Below are 22,999 nucleotides of genomic sequence, written 5' to 3'. Positions count from 1 at the left end.
CGGCGTCAGCCGCCGTGCACGGTCGCGGGACGCGTCGACGCCCTCGGGGCGCCCAGCGCGCGCGAGACGGCCCGCGCGGTCGCCTGCACCGCGGGGACGAGGGAAGCAGCGCTCACCCCGGAGTCCGGCACCAGCACGGACACGGCCGCGCAGCAGCGGTCGGTGGAGTTCCACACCGGTGCCGCCACGGCCAGGACCGGTCCCGGGGACGCCCGCCGGAACTCCACGAACCCCTGCCGCCTGACCTCCGCCAGTCGTCGGCGCAACTGCGCCGGGTCGGCGAGGACCCCCTCGGGCTCGTGCACGAGCGGGTTCTGCAGCAAGCGCTCGCGCTGCTCCGCCGGGGCGTGCGCGAGCAGCACGACCCCCACGCCGGTGGAGTGCAGCGGGACGCGCCCGCCCACGCGGTAGAGCACCTCGGGCGCCGAGCGGTGCGAGAGCCGTTCCACCAGGAGCGCGGTGTCGTCCTCGGGGACCGCCAGCAGGACGTGCTGGTGCGTGGCCTCCGCCAGGTCCGCCATGTACGGCATGGCGGCCTCGCGCACGCCGTGCCCGCGAGGCGCCAGCGACGCCACCTCCAGCAGGCGCAGGCCGACGACGTACCGGCCGTCCGCGTCGCGCTCCAGAGCGCCCCAAGCCAGCAGCCTGCCCGCCAGTCGGTGCGCCGTGCTGGTGGGCACCCCGCTGCGGCGCGACAGCTCGGCCAGCGTCAGCGCGCGCCGGTCGGAGCCGAACGCCGCCAGCAGCGCGAACGCGCGGTCCACCACCGGGTCGCCGTTCGCGGGGCGGTGGCCGCGCCGCGCTCCCGGGGCCGGTGTCCGGGGGGCCGGTGCTTCGGGGGACGGCGGCATCGCGGTGACCTCCTCGTCGGTGTGCCCGTCGCCGGGCTGCCGGGAGCCCGGGGCACCGCGCGCAGCTCTGCGCGCAGGCCCCCTCCACCCGGTGGCGCGACGCTATCCCACCCGGCTCGTCCCGCCCCGGGCTTCCCGCCCAATGGGACGGGGCGTTCCGCCGCCGGTCGCGCGGTGCCACAGTCGCCGGACGGCTCGAGGACGAGCCGCGCCGGGACGTCCGGTCCCCGTGCGGCGCACCCCTGCGTGCCGGCCGCCCCCTGGATCACCGAAGGACCACCACGGAGGTCGATCGTGAAGATCGTCGGATTCGCCCGGCCCGGCAGCACCGAGGTGCTCGTCGGGGAACTGCTCGACGGGGCGGTCCGCCCGCTGACGAACCTCGAGGAGTTCTGGGTCGCGCCGCGCCGCTGGGCCGTTCCCGGGAAACCGGCGGACGGACCGGCGCTGCCGGTCGAGCAGGTCGAGCTGCGACCTGTCGTGCCCCCGTCGGCGCGGGTGCTCTGCATCGGGCTGAACTACCGCGCGCACGCCGCCGAGGGGGGTTTCACCCCGCCGGAGTTCCCCACCGTCTTCGGGAGGTGGACGGCGTCGCTGACCGCCGGTGGGGTTCCCGCGCCCGTGCCCGCGGACGAGGCGGGTCTGGACTGGGAGGGCGAGGTGCTGGCGTACGTGGGGGAGGACCTGGCCGACGCCGACCCGGACAGCGCCAGAGCCGCCGTGCTGGGGTACTCCACGTTCAACGACCTCACCGCCCGCCGCGCGCAGAAGCTCACCGCGCAGTGGACCCTCGGCAAGAACGCGGACCGCAGCGGGCCCACGGGGCCGCTGGTGACCGCCGACGAGGTCGGCGACCTGCGCGACGGGCTGGCGGTGCGCACCCGCGTCAACGGTGAGACGGTGCAGGACGGCAACACCCGCGACATGGTCTTCGACGTGGGTACCCTGCTCTCCCTCATCAGCCGCACCCTCACCCTGCACCCCGGCGACGTGGTGGCGACCGGCACGCCCGAGGGCGTCGGTTACGTGCGCAACCCCCCGTGGCTGCTCCAGCCCGGTGACGTCGTCGAGGTGGAGGTCGACAAGCTCGGTGTGCTGCGCACGCCGATCGTCGACGCCGGCGGGAGGAAGGGCGCGTGAGCACCGCGACGCGCGAGCGCCCGGGCGCCGGGCCACTGGCGGGAACGGTCGTCGTGGACCTGTCCCGGGCGCTGGCCGGCCCGCACGCGGCGATGGTCCTCGGCGACCTCGGCGCCCGCGTCGTCAAGGTGGAGGTTCCCGGGGCGGGGGACGACACGCGCGGGTGGGGGCCGCCCTTCGTGGAGCCCCACGACGGTGATGCCCCGGAGTCCACGTACTTCCTCTCCTGCAACCGCAACAAGGAGTCGATCGCCCTGGACCTGAAGTCCGCCGACGAGGGCAGGGTCATCGCCGGGCTGCTGCGCCGCGCCGACGTGCTGGTGGAGAACTTCCGTCCCGGGGTGCTGGACCGGCTCGGGCTCGGCACCGCCGAGCTGTTCGCCCTGAACCCCCGGCTGGTGGTGCTGTCCATCACGGGTTTCGGCCACGACGGCCCCGAAGGCGGCCGCGCCGGGTACGACCAGATCGCGCAGGGCGAGGCGGGGCTGATGTCGCTGACGGGTTCCGGCCCGGACGACCCGCAGCGCGTCGGGGTGCCCATCGCCGACCTGCTCGCCGGGCTGACCGGCGTGAACGGCGTCCTGGCCGCGCTCCTCGAGCGCGAGCGCACCGGCCGCGGGCAGGTGGTGCGCACCTCCCTGTTGGCCGCGGTCGTCGGCGTGCACGCCTTCCAGGGCACGCGCTGGACGGTGGCCGGTGAGGTGGGGCGTGCACAGGGCAACCACCACCCCTCCATCAGCCCGTACGGGTTGTTCCGCTGCGCCGACGGTTCGGTGCAGATCGCGGTGGGCAGCGAGGGGCTGTGGCGCAGGTTCTGCGCGGCCTTCGCCCTGGACCCGGACGCCGACGGGCTGGCCGCCAACGCCGACCGGGTCCGCCACCGCGAGGAGGTGGTGCGGGTCGTGGAGGGCGCCTTCGCCGACTGGAAGGCCGCCGACCTGCTGGACCGGCTGGCCGAGGCGGGGGTTCCCGCGGGCAGGGTCCGCGACGTCGCGGAGGTCTACTCCTGGGAGCAGACGGCCAGTCAGCGGCTGCTGCTGGACGTCGAGCACGACACCCTGGGAACCGTCACCCTGCCCGGCGTCCCGCTGCGCTTCTTCGACGCGGACGGCGCCGAGACGACCCGGCGCGAGCACCGCGCGCCACCGGTGCTGGACGCCGACGCGGATGCCGTGCGCCGCTGGCTGGGGGAGGGGTCGTGAGCGTGACCACCGGTTCACCGTCGGCGGCGCGGACCGTCCGCCCCGGTGCCCGCGACGTCCTGGCGGCGGTGCTCGACCCCGGCAGCTTCCGCTCCTGGGACGCACCCGTGGACTGCCCCACCGCGGACCCCGCCTACCGGCGGCAGCTGGAGCAGGCCCAGGACCGGTGCGGGGCCGACGAGTCCGTGCTCACTGGCGCGGGCACGATCGCGGGCCGCCGCGTGGCCGTCGCCGTCTCCGAGTTCGGTTTCCTCGCCGGGTCCGTGGGCACCGCTGCGGCCACCCGCCTGGTGACCGCCGTGCGCCGCGCCACCGCCGAGCGGCTGCCGCTGCTGGTGGCGCCCGCCTCGGGCGGCACCCGCATGCAGGAGGGCACGTCCGCGTTCCTGGCGATGGTGCCGGTGACGGCCGCCGTCGCGGACCACCGCGCCGCGGGTCTGCCGTACCTGGTGCACCTGCGCCACCCCACGACCGGCGGGGTGCTGGCCTCCTGGGCCTCCCTGGGGCACGTGACGACCGCCGAACCCGGGGCGCTGGTGGGTTTCCTGGGCCCGCGCGTGCAGGAGGCCCTGACCGGGGCTGCGCTGCCCGAGGGCGTGCAGACGGCGGAGAACCTCCTGCGGCACGGGCTGCTCGATGCCGTGGTGCCGCTGCACCGGCTGCGCTCGGTCGCCGGGCGCGCCCTCGCGGTGCTGACCGACCCGCCGTCCGCGGCTGCCGTGCCCGCGCCCCGCCACGAGGGACCGGGCAGCGCCCCGGACCCCTGGCAGGTCGTGCTGCGCTCGCGCGAGCCCGGCCGGCCGGGGGTGCGCGAACTGCTGGCGGCCGCCGACGAGGTGCTGCCGCTGCGCGGCACCGGCCAGGGCGAGAGCGGCGGGGCGCTGCTGCTGGCGCTGGTCCGCCTGCGCGGCGCCTCCTGCGTCCTCGTCGGCCAGGACCGCCACGCCCAGGCCCGCGGCGCGGCGCTCGGCCCGGCGGCGCTGCGCACCGCCCGTCGCGGCATGCGCCTGGCCGAGCAGCTGGGCCTGCCGCTGGTGACGGTGGTCGACACCGCCGGCGCGGAGCTCTCGGCCGCCGCGGAGGAGCAGGGGCTGGCCGGGGAGATCGCCCGGTGCCTGGCGGACCTGGTGGGCCTGCGCACCCGCACGGTCTCCGTCCTGCTCGGTTCCGGTGCCGGCGGTGGGGCGCTCGCGCTGCTGCCGGCCGACCGGGTCCTCGCGGCGCGCACCAGCTGGCTGGCGCCGCTGCCGCCCGAGGGGGCCAGCGCGGTCGTGCACCGCGACACCGCGCACGCCGCTGAACTGGCGCGCAGCCAGGGCGTCGACGCCACCGCGCTCGAGCGGAGCGGGTTCGTGGACGTCCTCGTGCCCGAACCGCGCGACGCGGCCGAGGACCCCGAGGGGTTCGTGCGCCGCGTGTGCGACGCGATCGGCGCGGAGCTCGTCGCCGGCCGGGGGCAGCGCCACCCCGCACCGCGGCGCCTCGGGCGCCACGCGACCACCCCGCACCCGACGGAGGAGAACCGTGACCAGTGAGCTGACCGTCGAGACGACCGGGGGAGCGGCCGGCGGGCCGGCCCCCCGGTCCGCCGCCGCGCGTCCCGACGAGGCGGCGGCCTACGAGGCCCCGCGGACCGCGACGCGGATGCTGGTGACCGCCATGGGGCTGCTGGACACCTTCAGCCCCGAGCAGCGCGCCGAGGCCGTCATCACGGACTTCGACGACCCGCGGCGCCTGGACTGGGACATCATCCCGCGCCCGGACCGCACGGGGATCCCGCTGCACCGCCTGGACCGGCACCAGAAGGTCCTGCTCTGGGACCTGGTGCGCACCGCCCTGCCGATGCGCACGTTCACCAAGGTGCTGGCGATCCCGCAGCTGGAGCACGTGCTGCGCGACTACGAGCACGACTTCCTCGGCCCGGCCCTGCAGGCGTGGCGCACCTCGGACTCCTACTTCGTCACGTTCTTCGGCCGGCCCGGTTTCGAGGACACCTGGACGATGCGGTTCCTCGGCCACCACGTGTGCCTGAACGTCACGGTCGTCGACGAGCGGTGGGTGTGCGCCACTCCCGTGGCGCTGGGGCAGCAGCCCACCGAGTACGACGGGGTGCTCAAGCCCCTGGCCGACGACGAGGGCGTCGCCTTCGAGCTGCTGGCGTCCCTGGACGAGCAGCAGCGCGCCGGCGCGGTGATCCACGACGTCGCGCCCGCGGACTTCGTGACCCGGCAGGTGCCGCGCATCGGCGCCTTCGAGCACCCCGACCACTACGACCTGGGCATGCCGCAGTACACGATCACCGACGCGGACCGGGTGGCGCTGCGGTTCAGCCGCGACGAGCCGTCCGGCGTGGCGGGGGACGCGCTGGGGCCGCAGCAGCAGGAGCTGCTCTGGCGGCTGCTGGACTGCTACCTGGCGCGCCTGCCGGAGGAGGCCTGGCTCCGGCACCGCGAGGCGGTGCGGGCCGAGGGGGTCGGATCCGTCCACTTCGCCTGGGCCGGGGCGCAGCGCCGCGGTGAGCCGCACTACTTCCGGGTCCAGACGCGCCGCTTCCTCGTGGAGGCCGTCAACGCCGTGGGCGGCGGCAACCACCTGCACACCGTGCTGCGCGACCTGGAGCAGGACTTCGCCGCGGGGCTGCTGAGCACCCACCGGGGCAGCGACTCCTCCTGGGGCCGCGGGCACCTGGACACCCGCACCACCTCCAGCGCCGACGGCCCCCGCGGACCGCGCCCTTGACGCCGGCCGGGCGGCCCGTCAGGGGCGGCCCGGGCCCGGACCGATCCACGGAGGAGGCAGGGCGTGTTCCGCGAGGTGCTGGTGGCGAACCGCGGGGAGATCGCGATCCGGGGTTTCCGTGCCGCGTACGAGCTGGGGGCGCGCACCGTGGCGGTGTACGCGCACGAGGACCGCGCGTCGGTCCACCGCCTGAAGGCGACGAGTCGTACCTCATCGGTGAGCGCGGGCACCCCGTGCGCGCGTACCTGGACGTCGACGAGGTCGTGCGGGTCGCGCGGGAGTCCGGTGCGGACGCGGTGTACCCCGGGTACGGGTTCCTCTCGGAGAACCCGGAGCTTGCCCGGGCCTGCGCGGCGGCGGGCATCGCGTTCGTCGGCCCGCCGGCGCGGGTGCTGGAGCTGGCCGGCAACGAGGTCAGCGCGGTGGCCGCCGCGCGGGCGGCGGGGATCGCGACGCGGGGGAGCTGCTGCTGCGCGTGCGGCCCGACTGAGCAACCGCCCCTCCTGCGCGCTCACGCGGGAGCGGCTCCCGGGCGCAGCACGCACAGGTCCGGCCCGGCGAACGGCGCGAGGGCCACCCCAGGGCCGTCGGGGCCGTCGGGCCCGGCGGCCCGCTCGGCGAGCCGCTGGGCCAGGCCCAGGTGCACCCGGCACACGACCTGCGGCTGCCGGCGCGCCGCCGACCGGAACGGGCAGGCGTGCAGGGCGATGCCGTCGGCACCGACCTCGGGGGCGAAACCCAGGTCGCCGAACACCCCGGTGAGGGCCGCGACCGGCCCCCCGGGGGGCAGCGCCACCTGCTCCGCCCAGCGGCGCCCCGCCTCCAGCGCCCGGTCCGGCCCGGCCGTTCCGGCGCCGGGTTCGGCGAGGGCTTCGGCCAGCGCGTCGATCATCCGCTCGCGCACGTCACCGTCGCCCTGCTCGCCGGGCCCCCGCTGGACGGCTCGGTAGCGCACGGGGGGACGGCCGCGCCCGGCGGGTTCCACGTGCCGGGTCACCAGCCCGGCGCGCTCGAGGTGGCCGAGGTGGAACCGCGCGGTGGTCACGTGCAGCTGCAGGCGGTCCGCGAGCTCGTGCACCGGCACGGGGTCCTCGGCGGCGCGCAGCAGCTCCAGGAGCCGTCGCCGGACCGGTGACGCCAGCGCGGCGTGCACCTGCGTGCGCGCCCCGGTGTGCGCTTCGGCACGTTCTCGCCCGTCCACGAATTGAAAGTAACACTCTCCGCTAAAATCGGACCGTGTCCACGCCCCGAGGTGTCCGGCGCTCCGCACCGTCACCGGCACGGCCGCTCCTGCTCGCGGCCCTCGCCCTCCCCGTCCGGCCGGGGGTGGCGGCGTGAACCGCGCCCCGGGCCGCCCGCCGGCGGCCGGTCGCCCGCGCCGGCGGCGCACCGACCGCTTCACGACGCTGTGGCTCCTGGCGGCGCTGGTCACCACGGCCGTCGGGCTGACGGCGCCGGGCGCGCTGCCCCAGCCGTTCTGGACGATGATCCACGTCGTCGCCCTCGGGGTGCTGACCAACGCGGTCCTGCAGTGGTCCTGGTACTTCGCGCGGGCGCTGCTGCACCTGCCGGCCGCCGACGCGCGCGCCGGTCGGGACAACGCGGTGCGCTCGGTCGCGTTCAACGCGCTGCTCGTGGCCCTGGTCGCCGCGATGTGGGTGGGCAGCGCGTGGGCCACGCCGGTGCTGGCGGGGGCCGTGGGGGCCGTCATCGCCTGGCACGGCCTGGCGCTGCTGCGGGCGAGCCGCACCCGCCTGGCGTCCCGCTTCGCCGTCGTCGTGCGGTACTACGTCGTCGCCGCCGCCTTCCTCGTGCTGGGCTGCGTGCTCGCCGGGATGCTCACCGTCGCCCTCTTCGCGACCGGTGCGCCCGCGTGGCTGCTCGCCGCGCGCGACCGGCTGACGCTGGCCCACGCGCTGGTCAACGTCGCCGGCTGGCTCGGGCTGTCGATGGCCGGGACCCTGGTGACGCTGGGCCCGACGGTGCTGCGCACCCGGATGGCCCCGGACGCCGTGGAGCGCGCGGTCGCGGCGCTGCCGTGGTTCACCGGCGCGATCCTGCTCGCCGCGGCGTCGGCCACCGCCGGGTGGGTGCCCGGCATCGGGGTGGGCGTCGTCGTCTACGGCGGTGCGCTCGTGGGGGGCGTCGTGGTCCCGCTGGTGCGCGCGGCCTCGGCCACGACCGTGCGCTCCTACCCGGCGACGACCCTCGCGGCGGGGCTGGCGTGGCTCCTGGTGGGCCTGGCCGCCGTCGCGGTCAACGCGTTCACCAGCGCCGACGCCACCGAGCTGCGCACCGCGAACCTGCCGTGGCTGCCCCTGCTGGGGGGCGCCGGGCTGGCGCAGGTCTTCGTCGGTGCGCTGACGTACCTGATGCCGGTGGTGATCGGGGGCGGGCCCGCGGTGGTCCGCCGGGGCGTCGCCGTGCTGGAGAGCGCCGGGCCGCTGCGGTGGGCCGCGCGCAACACCGCCCTGCTCCTGCTGGCGGTGGCGTCGGGGGCGGGCGGTGCGCCGCGTGCGCTCTGGTGGCTGGTGCTGGCCTGCTTCGCGGCCGACGTCGTCCTGTTCGCGCGCGCCGGCGCCCGCCAGGCGCGCGCCCGTCGCGAGGCCGCCGCAGCGGGCCCGCCCGGACCGGAACCGGTCAGCATCACCCCCGCGCCGGTCCGCCCGCCGGCGCAGCAGCCGCCGGCGAACACCTCCCGTCCCGGCCTTGCCGTCGCCGGCGTGCTGGTGGCGGTCGTCGTCGCCACGGCCGCGTCCCTCACGGACCCCGGCCCCGTCGGGCCGGCCGGTGCCGACGCGAGCGGCGCCACGTCGGCCGGTGCCGTCGAGGCCACCGCTGCGGCGGCCGTCACCCCCACCGGGCACACCACCGAGGTGACCCTGCGGGTGGACGGGATGTCCTTCACCCCCAGCTCGATCGAGGTCCCGGCCGGCGACGAGCTGCGCGTCACCCTCGTCAACACCGGCGACCAGCGCCACGACCTCGTGTTCGACGGCGGCGCCGCCCTCGACGCCCTCGCGCCCGGTGCGAGCGGAACCCTGGACGTGGGCGTCCTCAGCGCCGACGCGCAGGGCTGGTGCTCGCTGCCCGGGCACCGCCAGATGGGCATGGTCGTGCAGGTGGACGTCGTCGGCGCACCCGCGCAGGAGGCGTCCACCGCCACCGCGCAGGACGGGACGCAGGAGGACGAGGCGCCCAGCGCGGCGGCGCTGCAGCGCGCGGCCGCCGACGCCGAGCCGCGCGCGGCGGAGCTGCCGCCGCTGACGGACGCCACCGAGCACCACGAGACGTTCACCGTCACCGAGCAGGTCGAGGACGTCGCCGAGGGGATCTCCCGCACCGTGTGGACGTACGACGGCACCTCGCCCGGGCCCGTCCTGCACGGCCGGATCGGGGACACCTTCCGCATCACCCTCGTCAACGACGGCACCCTGGGGCACTCGATCGACTTCCACGCCGGTGAGCTCGCCCCCGACGGGCCCATGCGCACCATCGAGCCCGGCGAGAGCCTGGAGTACGCGTTCACCGCCACGCGCGCCGGCGTGTGGATGTACCACTGCTCCACGACGCCGATGTCGAACCACATCGCCAACGGCATGTTCGGCGCCGTCGTCATCGAGCCGGACGGTCTGGAACCCGTCGACCGCTCCTACGTGCTGGTGCAGTCCGAGAACTACCTCGGCGCGGACGGGGAACCGGCCGACGCGGCCGAGGTGGCGGGCGCGGTGCCCGACGTCACGGCCTTCAACGGCCGCGCGTTCCAGTACGACGCGCACCCCCTGACCGCCGGGGTGGGCGAGCGCGTGCGCCTGTGGGTCCTGGACGCCGGGCCGAACTCCCCGCTGGCGTTCCACGTCGTCGGCGCCCAGTTCGACACCGTCTGGAGCGAGGGCGCCTACCGGGTCCGGAACGGCGCCTCCACCGACGGGGCCACCACCGGCTCCACGGGCTCGCAGACCCTCTCGCTGCTGCCGGCCGAGGGCGGGTTCGTCGAACTGGTGGCCCCCGAGGCGGGGGACTACCCGTTCGTCAACCACGTGATGAGCCTCGCCGAGAAGGGCGCCCACGGGGTCCTTCGGGTCGGCTGACCCGGCCCCGCCGGTGCGGCGGGGCCGGGCCGGGGGTCAGCCGGCGGTGGGCCGGAACCGGCGCAGCCGCAGGCTGTTCGTCACCACGAACAGCGACGACAGCGCCATCGCCAGCCCCGCCAGCAGCGGGTTCAGCAGGCCCGCCACCGCCAGCGGGATCGCGGCGACGTTGTAGGCGAACGCCCAGAACAGGTTCGCCCGGATCGTCCGCAGCGTCGCCCGGGACAGCCGCAGCGCGTCCACGGCCACCAGCAGGTCGTCGCGCACCAGGGTCAGGTCCGCGGCGCGCGCGGCCACGTCGGTGCCGGTGCCCATCGCCACGCCCAGGTCGGCGGCGGCCAGGGCGGGGGCGTCGTTGACGCCGTCGCCGACCACGGCGACCGTGCGGCCCTCGGCCTGCAGGCGGCGGACCACGTCCACCTTGCCCTCGGGCAGGACCTCGGCGATCACCTCGTCGATGCCGACGCGGGCGGCGACGGCGTGCGCGGCGCGGGAGTTGTCGCCGGTCAGCAGCACCGGGCGCAGGCCCATCCCGCGCAGCCGGGCGACCGCGTCGGCGCTGGTGGGGCGCACGGTGTCGGAGACCACGAGCACCCCGCGGGCCGCGCCGTCCCAGCCGACGGCCACGGCGGTGCGCCCGGCGGCCTCGGCCTCCTCGCGCGCCGCGGCCAGGTCCGCCGGCAGCGGTTGCGCCCACTCGCCCTCGAGCCAGGAGGCGCGCCCGGCGACGACGGCGCGCCCGTCGACCACGCCGCTCACGCCCAGCCCGCCGGTGGAGGCGAACGACTCCACCGCGGGCAGGCGCAGCCCGCGCGCACGGGCGCCGGCCGCGACGGCCGCCGCGACCGGGTGCTCGGAGGCGTCCTCCAGCGCACCGGCCAGGCGCAGCAGTTCCACCTCGTCCACGCCGGCGGCGGGGTGCACCGAGGCCAGCGCCATCCGGCCGGTGGTGATCGTGCCGGTCTTGTCGAGCACGACGGTGTCCACCCGGCGGGTCGACTCCAGCGCCTCGGGGCCCTTGACGAACACGCCGAGCTGGGCGCCGCGGCCGGTGCCCACGAGCAGCGCCGTGGGGGTGGCCAGGCCCAGCGCGCACGGGCAGGCGATGACGAGCACCGCGACCGCCGCGGTGAACGCGGCCTCCGCGCCGTGCCCGGTGAGCAGCCAGCCGGCGAGCGTGGCCAGCGAGATGAGCAGCACGACGGGGACGAACACGCCGGAGACGCGGTCGGCGAGGCGCTGCACCGCCGCCTTGCCGGACTGCGCGTCCTCCACCATCCGCGCCATCTGCGCCAGGCGGGTGCCGGCGCCGACGGAGGTGGCGCGCACCACCAGGCGGCCGCCGGCGTTGACGGTGGCGCCGGTGACGGCGTCGCCGACGCCGACCTCCACGGGCACCGGCTCGCCGGTCAGCAGGGCGGTGTCCACCGCGCCGGAACCCTCGACGACCACGCCGTCGGTGGCGATCTTCTCGCCCGGCCGCACGACGAACTCGTCGCCGACGGCCAGGGCGTCCACGCCCACGCGCTCCTCGCGCCCGTCCCGCAGGACGGCGACGTCCTTGGCGCCCAGGTCCAGCAGGGCGCGTAGGGCCTCGCCGGAGCGGCGCTTGGCGCGCGCCTCCAGGTAGCGGCCGGTCAGCAGGAACACGGTCACCGCGGCGGCGACCTCCAGGTACAGCTCCTCCGCGCCGCCGCGGGCGGGCAGCAGCGAGAACTCCATCCGCATCCCCGCCATCCCGGCATCGCCGAGGAACAGCGCGTACAGCGACCAGCCGAACGCGGCGAGCACGCCCAGGCTGACGAGGGTGTCCATGGTGGCCGCGCCGTGCCGGGCGTTCGTGAACGCCGCCCGGTGGAACGGCCAGGCGCCCCACACCGCGACCGGTGCGGCCAGGGTCAACGCCAGCCACTGCCAGTTCGTGAACTGCAGGGCGGGCACCATCGACAGCAGCACCACGGGAACGGTCAGGGCCGCCGAGACGAGCACGCGGTGGCGCAGGGCCGCGGTGCGCGGGTCCGGCACCTCCTGCGCGCCCGCGGGCCCGGTGCTGGGGCCGGTGGTGGCGGCGGGCGGCTCGGGCGGTGCGGGCAGCACCGCGGTGTACCCGGTGGCCTCGACCACGGCGATGGCGTCGTCGACACCCGTGCCCTCGGGCAGCGCCACGCGGGCCTTCTCCGTGGCGTAGTTGACGCTGGCCTCCACGCCCGGCATCCGGTTGAGCTTCTTCTCCACCCGGGCCGCGCACGAGGCGCACGTCATCCCGCCGATCTCCAGCTCGACCGTGCGCAGCGCGACGGGCGAGCCCGCGGAGGTGGGGGGCTCGCCGCTCACGGCCGCCTCCCGGCGAGCTCGTAGCCGGCCTCGTCCACGGCGGCGGCCACGGCCGCCTCGTCGATCGGGGCCTGCGACGTCACCGTGACGGTGGAGGCGCCGCCGGTGACGAGGTCGACGTCCACGGAGGTGACACCCTCGATCGCGCCGACCTCGGTGCGCACGGCGTTCACGCAGTGCTGGCACGTCATGCCGGTGACCTCGTAGGACTGCTGGTTCACGGTTCCTCCTGGTGTCGCGGGTGCTGCTGGGTGGATCGGTCGTTCCGGGGCGGGCCGCTGCCGGCCCGGTCGGTCAGGACCGCACGAGGCGGGCGATGGCGTCGGAGGCCTCCTTGACCTTGGCGTCGGCGGCCTCGCCGCCCTCGCGGGCGGCGTCGACGACGCAGTGCGCCAGGTGGTCGTCCAGGAGCTGCAGCGCCACGGCCTGCAGGGCCTTGGTGGCCGCGGACACCTGCGTCAGCACGTCGATGCAGTAGGTGTCCTCCTCGACCATGCGGTGCAGGCCGCGGACCTGGCCCTCGATGCGGCGCAGGCGCTTGAGCACCTGCTCCTTGTCGTCGTCGTAGCCGACCACGGCCGCCTCCTCCCTCGCTCGTCGTGTACCCCTGGGGGGTACCTGAGTGAACAGGGTGGCACGCGGGTCTGTTCCCGTCGAGGTGGCGGCGCCGGAGTAGCGGCTGCGATCCGCCTCTTGCTACCTCGTAGCCGATGGCTACCCTGGGACGATGAAGACGATCCAGGTCCGTGACCTGCGCAACAACTACGCGCAGCTCATCCGAGAGGTGGAGGCGGGGGAGACGTTCACCGTCACGAGCCACGGCAAGCCGGTGGCCACCCTCGCCCCCGTCCAGCCGCCCCCGACCGCGGGTCCGCGCACCTTCGTGCCCGCCGACGAGGTCGCAGGTGCCCTGTCCCACCTCGGTCCCGGCCTGGCCGAGGAGCTGCGCCGGGACCTGGACGGCTTCGACCTGGAGGACGACGACCCCTTCGAGCGCCCGAGCGCAGCGCGCACCCGGCGGCGCGAGAGCCCCGAGGCGTGAGCGGCCCCGCCTACCTGCTCGACACGAACGCGGCGATCGACCTGCTGGCCGACCCGGCGCGCGCCGCGACGCTGGGCGCCGCGCCGACGGCCGTGTCGACGCTGACGGAGATCGAGGTGCGACGGGGCGTCGCGGTGCGTGCACACGACCCCGCTGCAGTCGTCCAGCGTGTCGACCTGCTGAACGGACTCCTCACCCGGTGGAGTCCGATCCCGGTCGACGCCCGGGTGGCTGCGGCGTACTCCCGAGTCGTGGCCGCCGTCGTCGCCTCCGGCCAGCAGCCCCGGCCTCGCGTCGTCGACCACCTGATCGCCGCGACGGCGCTCGCGCACGGCCTGACGCTCGTCACGGCCGATCGGACCCTGCTGAACGGGGTCGCCGGCCTGGTGCCCACCACGTCCCTGCCCTGACGGGCGCTGGGCACGGTGCTGGGCACGGTGCCGTGCACGGCGAGAGGCCCCGCCCGGTGGTCCGGGCGGGGCCTCTCAGTCGTGCTGCGCAGCTGCGCGCCGCGCGTCAGGCGGCGGTGGGGTCCCAGCCGTCCGCGCCCGCGAGGTAGGCGCGGGCGGTGAACCGCTCGGCCTCCTCATCGGTCAGCTGCGGACGGGTGGTGGGGTCGGTGATCGCCGCTCCGGCGCCGGTGTTGCGGTACTCGCTGAAGCGGGAGGACCTCCACGTGGCGGTGGTGTTGTAGTCCTTCCACGGGGTCGCGGTGTTGATCGCAGCCCCGAGCTCGGTGTCGCGGACCACGACCTGCGCCGAGGTGCTGGGGTCCGCCGGGTAGGGACGGCCCAGGTAGGCCGATCCGGCCTTGCCGTCGGTGAGAATCCGGCTACCGGTGATGAGGAAGCCATGAGGAGATCCGCCGCTGATCGAGGAGTCGGTGATGTACGCGTTGGCTCGGTCCAGGACGTGGAAGGTGCTCGCGTCGAAGACCGCCACTGCGCGCCCCAGGACCAGATCGGCACCGCCCTCGACGTAGACGCCGCGGAAGTAGGCCCGCGAGTACGTGGTGGGGTTCGCCGTCGAGAGCAGCAGCGTCTGCTTGTCACCCAGGAAACGCACCCGGTCGAAGACCATCCGATCGCCGGACTTCACCTGCAGCGCCGTCGCCTGCGCGCCCGGGGCGGTGGCGCCGTTGGTGTTGGCCAGGGTGAGGTTCTGCAGCGTCCAGGCGTTGCCGCTGATGGTCACCGTGGCGGTGCTGCCCGTGCCGCCTGCGGTGATGACCGTGTCCTCCGGGGAGGAACCCGCGCCGATGATCGTCACGCCGTAGCGGTTCCCGCTGACGACCGCGCCGCTGTAGGTGCCCGGCTGGACGAGGACGACCCGTCCGCCCTGGCTGGTGAAGTCGGCGTTGTCCTTCAGCAGGTCGATGCCCGCCTGCAGGGTGGTGGCGTCCCCGGAACCGTCGGCGGCCACGACCACGTCGGCGTCCACGGGGGTGGCGCTGACGGCGTCGGAGGCGGGCGAGGCGTTGCCGGAGGCGTCCACCGCCGTGACGGTGTACCGGTGCGCGGTACCGGCGGTGGCGGTGGTGTCGGTGAACGTCGTCCCCGTCACGCCCGTCGCCACCTGCACGGCGTCGCCGCTGCCGGTGGAGCGCTGCACGCTGTAGCTCACCACGTCGGCGTCCGCCGGAGCGGTCCAGCTCAGCACGACGGTGCGCCCGCTCAGCCGGCTGCTCGGCGCGCTCGGTGCCGCCGGGGCGACGGTCTCGACCGGGGTGGTCGGGGTGACCGGCGCGGTGGTGCCGGGCACCTCACCCGTGGGGTTCCAGCCGTCGGAACCGGCCAGGTACGCCCACTTCGTGGCGGAGGCGGCCTGCTCGTCGGTCAACTGCGGGCGGTTGTCGTTGACGCCTGCACCGGCACCGGTGTTGCGGTACTCGAAGAAGCGCCCGTCGGTCCACAGGTTCGGGCTCATGTCCGTCCACGGGGACGACTTCACGGCGGCCGGCAGTTCGGTGTCCCGGATCGTCACCTGACCGCGGGAGTTGTAGACGGTGCCGTTCTTGGCGTAGCCGTCGCCCCACCCGCGCCACGGGCGACCCAGGTGGAACGTCCCGGCCGGGGCGTCGCTGGTGATGGTGGAGTCCGTGATGAGGATGCCGTGGGGGTTCTTGTCCGAGGTGCTGGCCGCGGTGAGGTAACCGTTGTTGGAGCTCGAGCCGCGGGACAGCGCGTGGATCGTGGTGCGGTCGAACACCGCGGTGCCGCGGCCGAAGATGAAGTCGACGTCCCCCTCGACGTAGCTGTTCACGAAGTAGGAGCGGGCGACCCTCGGCACGTCGGGGGAGTCGACCAGCAGGGTGTCCTGGTTGCCCAGCAGGCGCACGTTGTCGAACACGAGCCGGTCGCCGGTGGTCTTCAGCGCCACGGCCTGCTCGCCGTCGTAGGTGAACGCCGCCTCGTCGAAGGAGTTCTCGATGGTGAGGTCCCTGACGGTGACGTCGTCGCCCGAGACGAGCACCGACTGGCTCTTGCCGGTGCCGTAGGTCCCCGTGCCCCCCGGGATCGGCGTCCCGGCCGCGTTGTCGTAGGTCAAGACGACGTCGGTGGCCCTGCCGGTGGTCCCGATGAGCGTCACACCGCTGCGGGAGATGGTGATCGTCTCGCGGTAGACGCCGGGCTTGACGGCGATGACGGTCGGCTTCGCGGCCGTGCCGGCCGGGGCCGCGGCCAGGGCCGCCTGGACGCTGGTGTACTGCCCCGTCCCGTCGGCCGCCACGAGGACGTCGTGGGCGGGCAGCGGGACCCCGATCGGGGTGGCCGTGACCGGCGTGGACGCCGGCGACTCGTTGCTGCTGCGGTCCACGGCGGTGACCACGTAGCGGTAGGTCGGGCCGTTGGCCGCGGTGCGGTCGGTGTAGGTGGGTTCCGTCACGCCGGTGGCGATGCGGTTCGCCGCGGTGAGCTCGACCGTCTCGCCGGTGGAGCGGTAGACGGCGTACCCGGCCAGGTCGGTCTCGCTCCCGGCCGTCCAGGTCAGGGTGACGGAGCTGTCGCTCGGTGCGGCGGTCACACCGGCCACCGCCGCGGGGGCGGTGGTGTCGGCGGGAGCGGCCTCGCCGGTCGGGTTCCAGCCGTCGGTTCCGGCGAGGTAGGTGAACTTGGTGTGCTTCGCCGCGTCCAGGTCGCTCAGCTGCGGCCGGTCGGTGTTCACCGCCGCGCCGGCACCGGTGTTCTGGTACTCGGCGAACCGGGCGTCCCGCCAGGAGAACGTCTTCGACATGTCCGTCCACGGCGAGGACTTGATCGCCGCGGGCAGTTCGGTGTTCCGGATGACGACCTGGGCGATCGCGTTGGCGTCGCCGCTGGGCTGCCACGGCCGGCCCAGGTGGAACGTGCCGGCGGGAGCGTCGCTGGTGACGGTCGAGTCGGTGATCAGGAAGCCGTGGGGCAGGGACCCGTCCGTGCTGGCCGCCGTCAGGTAGCCGTTGTTGCTGCTGCCGCGGCTGGAGGCGTGGATCGTGCTGCGGTCGAAGACCGCGGTGCCACGCCCGAAGATGAAGTCGACGTCGCCCTCCACGTAGGAGTTCACGTAGTACGAGCGGGCCAGGACGCCCTCGCCCGAGCTGTTGGCGTACAGGGTGTCCTGGTCACCGAGCAGACGCACGTTGTCGAACACCAGGCGGTCCCCGGTGGTCTTCAGCGCCACCGCCTGCTCGCCGCTCTCGCCGGTCTCGACGTAGGAGTTCTCGATGGTGAGGTTCTTCGTCGTGACGTCGTTCGCCTTGATGAGGACCGTGGCGCTGCCGCTGGTGCCGTAGGTTCCGCTGCCGTCCGGCTTCTGGGTCAGTGCCGCGTTGTCGTACGTGATGACGACGTCGGTGGCGACGCCGCTGCTGCCCACCAGGGTGGTGTACGGCCGGTCCACGGTGAGGAGTTCCCGGTAGGTGCCGGGACGGATCGCGATGACGGTCGGGTCGGCGGCGGTGCCGGCGGGTGCGGCGGCCAGCGCGGCGGCGACGGTGGTGAAGTCGGCGCTGCCGTCGGCGGCGACCGTGAGGTCGGCGTCCAGGGCCGGGGCGGCCACCGGCCGCAGCGCCTGCGCGGTCGCGGGTGCGGAGGCGTTGCCGGCGGTGTCGACGGCCACGACGCGGTAGTGCGCCGGGACACCCTCGGGGGCGGTGGTGTCCGTGTACGCGGCGCCCGTCACCGCGGTCGCGGTCAGCTGCGCCCACGGCCCCTCCGCGGTCTCCGCGCGGAACACCAGGTACCCGGACAGGTCCGCCTCGGTGCTCGCGGTCCACGCCAGCGCCGTGCCGTCGGCGCCACCGGTGGCGACCAGGTCCTGCGGCGCGGCCGGCGCGGTGGTGTCCGGCAGTTGCGCCGGAACGCCGGTGCCGGGCTCGGAGAGGTTCCCGCTGCGGTCCGCGGCGCGCACGCGGTAGGTGTACGCGGTCCCCGGCACGGCGGTGGTGTCCGTGAACTCCGACGCGGTCAGCGCGGTCGCGGTGAGGGTGTCGAACGTCGTGCCCGTCCCCGTGGCCCGCTGCACCACGTACCCGGCGAGGTCCGCCTCGGCCGAGTCCGCCCAGTCCAGCGCGATCCCCTCCGGGGCCGTCGTGGCGGTCAGCCCCGCGGGGGCCGCCGGTGCGACGCGGTCGGTGCGCAGGACGGAGACCGCGGCGGGCAGGGACTCGTTGTCGCTGCGGTCCACGGCGGTGACCCGGTAGTACGAGAACACGCCGGCGGGGGCGGTGGTGTCGGTGAACTTCGCCGAGGTGGTGGTGCCGGTGAGCGTGAACTCGCCGTCGGCGGTGGCCGAGCGGTACACGCGGTACTCGGCGAGGTCCTTCTCAGAGCTCTTCGACCAGCTCAGCGCGACGCCGCTGGTGGAGGCCTTCGCCTTCAGCGAGCGCACCGCGGCGGGGGCGGCGGTGTCGGGCAGCACCGCGGTGGCCGCGGTGTGCGCGCCGGTGTTGCCGCTGAGGTCCACGGCGGCCACCCGGTACGTGTACGAGGTCCCGGCGACGGCGGTGGTGTCGGTGAACGTCGAGGCGGTGAGCGCCTTCGCCAGGGTCTTGAAGGAACCGCTGGTTCCGGTGGCGCGCTGCACGACCCAGGTGGCCACGTCGGGCTCGGTGCCGTCGGCCCAGTCCAGGACGACGGTCGCGGCGGTCAGGTCGGCGGTGGCGACCAGGGCGGTCGGAGCGGCCGGCGCGGTGCGGTCCTCGCGCAGGCCGGTGACCGCGGTCGCCGGGGACTCGTTGCCGCTGACGTCGACGGCGGTGACCCGGTAGTGGGAGAACACCCCCGCGGGCGCGGTCCTGTCGGAGAACTTCGCCGAGGCCGGGGTGCCGACCAGCTCGAAGGGACCGTCGGCGGTGGCGGCGCGGTAGACGCGGTACCCTGCCAGGTCCTTCTCGGAGCCCTTCGACCAGCTCAGCGAGACGCCGCCGGTGGAGGCCTTCGCCTTCAGCGAGCGCACCGCGGCGGGTGCGACGCCGTCGGGCAGGACGGCGCCCGCGGACGCGGCGCGCGAGTCGTTGCCGCTGAGGTCCACGGCCGTGACGCGGTAGGTGTACGCGGTGCCGGGGACGGCGCTCGCGTCCTTCCACGCCGACGCGGTCACGGGTGTGCCGGTGAGGGCCTTGAACGAACTGCTGCTGCCGGTGGCGCGCGAGACGACGTACCCGGCGAGGTCGGCGTCGGTGCCGTCGGCCCAGTCCAGCGCGATGCCGTCGGCGTCCGCCGTCGCGACGAGGCCGGTGGGGGCGCCCGGGTCGGTCTTGTCGCGGCGCAGCGCCGAGGCGCTCACGGGGGCGGACTCGTTGCCGGCGCGGTCCACGGCGGTGACGCGGTAGGTGCTGGTGAACCCCGCGGGGGCGCTCTTGTCCGTGTGCTTCGCCGAGGTGGCGGTGGTCAGGAGCTGGAACTCGCCGTCGGCGGTGGCGCGGTAGACGCGGTAGCCGGCCAGGTCCTTCTCGGAGCCCTTCGACCAGCTCAGCGAGACGCCGCTGGTGGAGCCCTTCGCCTTCAGCGAGCGCACGGCCGCGGGGGCGGTGGTGTCCGCGGTCGACGTGCCGGTTCCGCCGGTGGTGCCGCCCGTGGTGGGGGCCGGGGTGGTGGTGACCGGGGTGGTGGGGGTCGGCGTGGTGGTGACCGGCGTGGTGGGGGTCGGCGTGGTGGTGACCGGGGTGGTGGTGACCGGGGTCCACGTCCCGGAGGTGACGGACTCGTCCACCCCCCGCTCGGCGCGCTCGACCTGCACGGGCTCGGCGGCCGCGGCGGGGCCGGCGAGCCCGGCGGCCAGCGCCAGGGCCACGAACGGCGGGACCGCGCGGAACGCGCACGCGCGGGCGGTGAAGGCACGGGGGGTGCCGGAAGGGCTGCTCATCGTGGGATCTCTCTCTGCGCGCACCGCGGGACGGCACGCGGCCGACCGATCGGAGCACCCGGGGGACGCTGGCCTCAGTGACAGCCGGGTGACAGGAAGAGGTTGAGATCCGGACGGTGCGCAGAGCAAACGGTCTGCACCCGTTCGGGCACACCGAGTGCCCCGGCGAGGGCAACAGTGTCGCGCTGGGTGACGACTGCTGACTCACCGGGACTGCGCGGGCGCGTCAGCTGCCGTAGACGGTGCGCCCGTCCTCCAGCACCACCTTGTCCAGCCGGCGCGTCAGGTGCAGCGCCTCCAGCACGAACTCCACGCCCGACGCGGCCCGCTGCGGCGTCGGCTCGTCGCCCAGCCCGAGGCGGTCCAGCACCTGCGCCAGCCCCGGCACCGTGCCCACCTGCTCCAGCAGCCGCTGCGCCGGCACCAGGTCGCCCGTCTCCACGGTGCGCCCCTCGGTGACCAGCGCGCTGAACCCCGACAGCTCCGCGCCCCCCAGCCGAGCCCGGTAGGTCTCCGCCACGGACGTGCGCAGCAGGTGCTCCAGCACCTCCGCCTCGCGGCCCTCCTCGCCCTGCTCGAACTCCACCTTGCCGCCCAGCACGCTCACCACCGTGTGCAGGTCGCCCACCCGCGCCACCGGCCCGCCGTCCTCACCGGCCAGGGCCGCCCGGCGCAGCGCCGCCGCGGCGACCGTCTCGGCCGCCGCGATGGAGAAGCGCGCCGAGACGCCCGACGCCGGGTCCACCGCCGGCGACTCGCGCACCGCCCGCGTGAAGCGGGCCAGCACCTCCAGCAGGTGGTCGGGCACCTCCGCGACCGTCCGCGCCTCCTGGCGCACCAGGTCCACCTCCAGCTCCACCTCGAGCGGGTAGTGGGTGCGCACCTCCGCGCCGAAGCGGTCCTTCAGCGGCGTGATGATCCGCCCGCGGTTGGTGTAGTCCTCCGGGTTCGCGCTGGCCACCAGCAGCAGGTCCAGCGGCAGGCGCAGCTGGTAGCCGCGCACCTGGATGTCGCGCTCCTCCAGCACGTTCAGCAGCGACACCTGGATGCGCTCGGCCAGGTCCGGCAGCTCGTTGATCGCGAAGATGCCGCGGTTGGTGCGCGGCACCAGGCCGAAGTGGATGGTCTCCGGGTCGCCCAGGGGGCGGCCCTCGGCCACCTTCACCGGGTCCACGTCGCCGATGAGGTCGCCCACGGAGGTGTCCGGGGTGGCGAGCTTCTCGCCGTAGCGCAGCGAGCGGTGCAGCCACGCCACCGGCAGCGCCTCGCCCTCCTCGCGCACCCGCCGGCGCGAGGCGGGCGTCAGCGGCGCGTACGGGTGCTCGTTCAGCTCGCTGCCCTCGATCACGGGCGTCCACTCGTCCAGCAGGCCCACCAGCGAGCGCAGCAGCCGCGTCTTGCCCTGGCCGCGCTCACCCAGCAGCACCACGTCGTGCCCGGCCAGCAGCGCCCGCTCCAGCTCCGGGGCGACGGTGTCCTCGTAGCCGAGCACGCCGGGGAAGCGGTCCTCACCGGCGCGCATCCGGGCCAGCAGGTTGCGGCGCAGCTCCTCCTTGACGCCGACGTGCTCGTGGCCGGAAGCGCGCAGCTCACCGAGCGTGCGCGGCAGGTGCGCGGGGGGTTCGAGGGGGAGGGTGGTGGCCGTCGCGGTGGAGTCCCGGTTGCTCACCCGCCGAACCTACGTCCGTTCCGCCGGGCCCACACCCCCTCGCGGTGCCCGTCCCCGCGTGCCCGTCCCCGCGCGCCCGCACCGCGCTCCCGCCGGCTCGGCGAGCCACCGGCGAGCACGACCAGCACGATGGGCCGCATGCCGCAGTCCCGCAGCCACGACCGCACCGCCGCCCCGGCGGACCCGCGCGTGGAGCAGCGCACCGACCCCGCACCGCAGCCGGGCAGCGACCCGGAACCCGCCGACGCGCTGCACCCGCGCCCCCACCACCCCTACGTCAGTCCCGCCCTGCGCACCGCCGCCGAGTGGTCCTGGCGCCTGGTGGCGATCACCGCGGCCGTGGTCGTCCTCGCGTACGGGCTCAGCTACGTCTCCACGGTGCTCATCCCCGTCCTCGTCGCGCTGCTGATCGCCGCGCTGCTCAACCCCCTCGTGGCGTGGGGGCACGCCCGCGGGGTGCCGCGGGCGCTGGCGACCGCGCTGACGATGCTGCTGGCGCTGGCCCTCGTGGCCGGGCTCGTCACCCTCATCGGCACCCGGGCCGCCGAGGGCTTCGCGGACCTGTCCGACTCCGCCAGCCGGGGCATCGACGAGGTCGAGGAGTGGCTGGCCACCGGGCCGCTGCAGGTGTCCTCCGCGGCCCTGTCCGGCTACGTGGACCAGGCCCAGGACGCGCTGGCCGCCAACCGCGACACCATCGTCTCCGGCGCCACCGGCGTCGTCACCACCGCCGGGCACGTCGTCGCGGGCCTGTTCATCGCCCTGTTCGCGACGTTCTTCTACCTGCTGGAGGGCCGGCGCCTGTGGTCGTGGCTGCTGCGCCTGTTCCCGCCGCCGGCGCGCGAGCGTCTCGACGGCGCCGCCCGCCAGTCCTGGGTCACGCTCACGCACTACATGCGCGCCACGATCGTCGTGGCGCTCGCCGACGGCGCGGGCGTCGCGATCGGGGCGGCGGTCCTGCAGGTGCCGCTGGCGGTGCCGCTGGGCCTGCTGGTGTTCCTCGGCGCGTTCATCCCCATCGTCGGCGCCCTGCTGTCGGGGGCCGTGGCGGTCCTCGTCGCGCTCGTCGCGCAGGGCCCCGTCACCGCGCTGATCATGCTCGGGGTCGTCGTGGCCGTGCAGCAGCTCGAGAGCCACGTGCTGCAGCCGTTCCTCATGGGCCGCGCCGTGGCGGTGCACCCGCTGGCCGTCATCCTCGCCGTCGCGGCCGGCGCGACCGTCCTCGGCATCGTCGGCGCGCTGTTCGCGGTGCCGCTGGTGGCGGTGCTCAACACCGGTGTCAGCGCCCTGGCCCGCGGCGGCCGGCGCACGGAGGAGGTCGCCGGGATCGAGGAGTCCGACGCGCCCCTGGCCCCCGAGCGCCCCGCCCCCAACGACGGCACCGAGCACCGGGACGGCCGCGAGCCGCGCGTGCGGCGCTGACCCCCGGCACGGGCGCGCCCCGGCACCCGCGGGTGCCGGGGCGCGCCCGTGCCGGGGGTCAGCGCCGCACGCGCGGCTCGCGGCCGTCCCGGTGCTCGGTGCCGTCGTTGGGGGCGGGGCGCTCGGGGGCCAGGGGCGCGTCGGACTCCTCGATCCCGGCGACC

At 75.6% G+C, this 22,999-nt stretch carries 15 protein-coding genes and 1 pseudogene; 9 read left to right on the top strand and 7 right to left on the bottom strand.

Going from position 1 to position 22,999, the window contains the following annotated elements:
• Positions 1–5 precede the first annotated feature (5 nt).
• Entirely contained in the window at positions 6–764 is a 759-nt protein-coding gene (locus V9U69_RS12350; protein ID WP_337062120.1) for an IclR family transcriptional regulator, read from the bottom strand.
• Between the two features lie 381 nt (positions 765–1,145).
• Between V9U69_RS12350 and V9U69_RS12345 the strand changes: the two genes are divergently transcribed.
• The 5 genes and pseudogenes from V9U69_RS12345 to V9U69_RS19340 all read left to right on the top strand — a co-directional run.
• A complete protein-coding gene (locus tag V9U69_RS12345; protein WP_337062119.1) occupies positions 1,146–1,991 on the top strand; it encodes a fumarylacetoacetate hydrolase family protein in 846 nt (281 codons plus the stop codon).
• A complete protein-coding gene (locus tag V9U69_RS12340; RefSeq protein ID WP_337062118.1) occupies positions 1,988–3,193 on the top strand; it encodes a CaiB/BaiF CoA transferase family protein in 1,206 nt (401 codons plus the stop codon). The genes V9U69_RS12345 and V9U69_RS12340 overlap by 4 nt, the downstream gene beginning before the upstream one ends.
• On the top strand, positions 3,190–4,728 hold the full coding sequence (locus V9U69_RS12335) for a carboxyl transferase domain-containing protein (RefSeq protein WP_337062117.1): 1,539 nt from the start codon (positions 3,190–3,192) through the stop codon (positions 4,726–4,728). The genes V9U69_RS12340 and V9U69_RS12335 overlap by 4 nt, the downstream gene beginning before the upstream one ends.
• On the top strand, positions 4,718–5,932 hold the full coding sequence (locus V9U69_RS12330; RefSeq protein ID WP_337062116.1) for a DUF3500 domain-containing protein: 1,215 nt from the start codon (positions 4,718–4,720) through the stop codon (positions 5,930–5,932). The genes V9U69_RS12335 and V9U69_RS12330 overlap by 11 nt, the downstream gene beginning before the upstream one ends.
• Before the next feature lie 63 nt (positions 5,933–5,995).
• A pseudogene (locus tag V9U69_RS19340) lies at positions 5,996–6,381 on the top strand (biotin carboxylase N-terminal domain-containing protein); the annotation flags it as partial.
• Between the two features lie 62 nt (positions 6,382–6,443).
• On the opposite strand, the gene V9U69_RS12315 reads toward V9U69_RS19340, so the two are convergent.
• Positions 6,444–7,133: a helix-turn-helix transcriptional regulator gene (locus tag V9U69_RS12315; protein WP_337062115.1), complete on the bottom strand. Its 690-nt coding sequence runs from the start codon at positions 7,131–7,133 to the stop codon at positions 6,444–6,446.
• A gap of 133 nt (positions 7,134–7,266) precedes the next feature.
• Here V9U69_RS12315 and V9U69_RS12310 point away from each other — a divergent pair, with 133 nt between their 5' ends.
• A complete protein-coding gene (locus tag V9U69_RS12310) occupies positions 7,267–10,023 on the top strand; it encodes a multicopper oxidase domain-containing protein (RefSeq protein WP_337062114.1) in 2,757 nt (918 codons plus the stop codon).
• Positions 10,024–10,059: 36 nt separating this feature from the next.
• On the opposite strand, the gene V9U69_RS12305 is transcribed toward V9U69_RS12310, so the two are convergent.
• The 3 genes from V9U69_RS12305 to V9U69_RS12295 all read right to left on the bottom strand — a co-directional run bounded on the left by V9U69_RS12305 (position 10,060) and on the right by V9U69_RS12295 (position 12,933).
• A complete protein-coding gene (locus V9U69_RS12305; protein WP_442907756.1) occupies positions 10,060–12,285 on the bottom strand; it encodes a heavy metal translocating P-type ATPase in 2,226 nt (741 codons plus the stop codon).
• Positions 12,286–12,353: 68 nt separating this feature from the next.
• Entirely contained in the window at positions 12,354–12,578 is a 225-nt protein-coding gene (locus V9U69_RS12300; RefSeq protein WP_337062112.1) for a heavy-metal-associated domain-containing protein, read from the bottom strand.
• Between the two features lie 73 nt (positions 12,579–12,651).
• On the bottom strand, positions 12,652–12,933 hold the full coding sequence (locus V9U69_RS12295; protein ID WP_337062111.1) for a metal-sensitive transcriptional regulator: 282 nt from the start codon (positions 12,931–12,933) through the stop codon (positions 12,652–12,654).
• A gap of 151 nt (positions 12,934–13,084) precedes the next feature.
• Between V9U69_RS12295 and V9U69_RS12290 the strand changes: the two genes are divergently transcribed.
• Positions 13,085–13,399: a type II toxin-antitoxin system Phd/YefM family antitoxin gene (locus V9U69_RS12290; protein ID WP_337062110.1), complete on the top strand. Its 315-nt coding sequence runs from the start codon at positions 13,085–13,087 to the stop codon at positions 13,397–13,399.
• Positions 13,396–13,809 carry a type II toxin-antitoxin system VapC family toxin gene (locus V9U69_RS12285; protein WP_337062109.1) on the top strand — a complete coding sequence of 138 codons (414 nt, stop codon included), beginning with the start codon at positions 13,396–13,398 and terminating at the stop codon, positions 13,807–13,809. The genes V9U69_RS12290 and V9U69_RS12285 overlap by 4 nt, the downstream gene beginning before the upstream one ends.
• A 106-nt stretch (positions 13,810–13,915) precedes the next feature.
• Here the strand turns inward: V9U69_RS12285 and V9U69_RS12280 are convergent, their stop codons facing one another.
• Both V9U69_RS12280 and V9U69_RS12275 read right to left on the bottom strand, forming a co-directional pair.
• A complete protein-coding gene (locus V9U69_RS12280) occupies positions 13,916–19,744 on the bottom strand; it encodes a pectinesterase family protein (RefSeq protein ID WP_337062108.1) in 5,829 nt (1,942 codons plus the stop codon).
• Positions 19,745–19,970: 226 nt separating this feature from the next.
• On the bottom strand, positions 19,971–21,413 hold the full coding sequence (locus tag V9U69_RS12275) for a sigma 54-interacting transcriptional regulator (protein ID WP_337062107.1): 1,443 nt from the start codon (positions 21,411–21,413) through the stop codon (positions 19,971–19,973).
• 138 nt (positions 21,414–21,551) lie between these two features.
• Here V9U69_RS12275 and V9U69_RS12270 point away from each other — a divergent pair, with 138 nt between their 5' ends.
• On the top strand, positions 21,552–22,835 hold the full coding sequence (locus V9U69_RS12270) for an AI-2E family transporter (protein ID WP_337062106.1): 1,284 nt from the start codon (positions 21,552–21,554) through the stop codon (positions 22,833–22,835).
• Positions 22,836–22,999: the final 164 nt, after the last annotated feature.

It is taken from the genome of Kineococcus sp. G2 (assembly GCF_037154035.1).
Taxonomy (GTDB): domain Bacteria; phylum Actinomycetota; class Actinomycetes; order Actinomycetales; family Kineococcaceae; genus Kineococcus.
The sequence above is the reverse complement of the archived record's forward strand: the minus strand, read 5'-3'. Positions and strand labels throughout refer to the sequence as shown.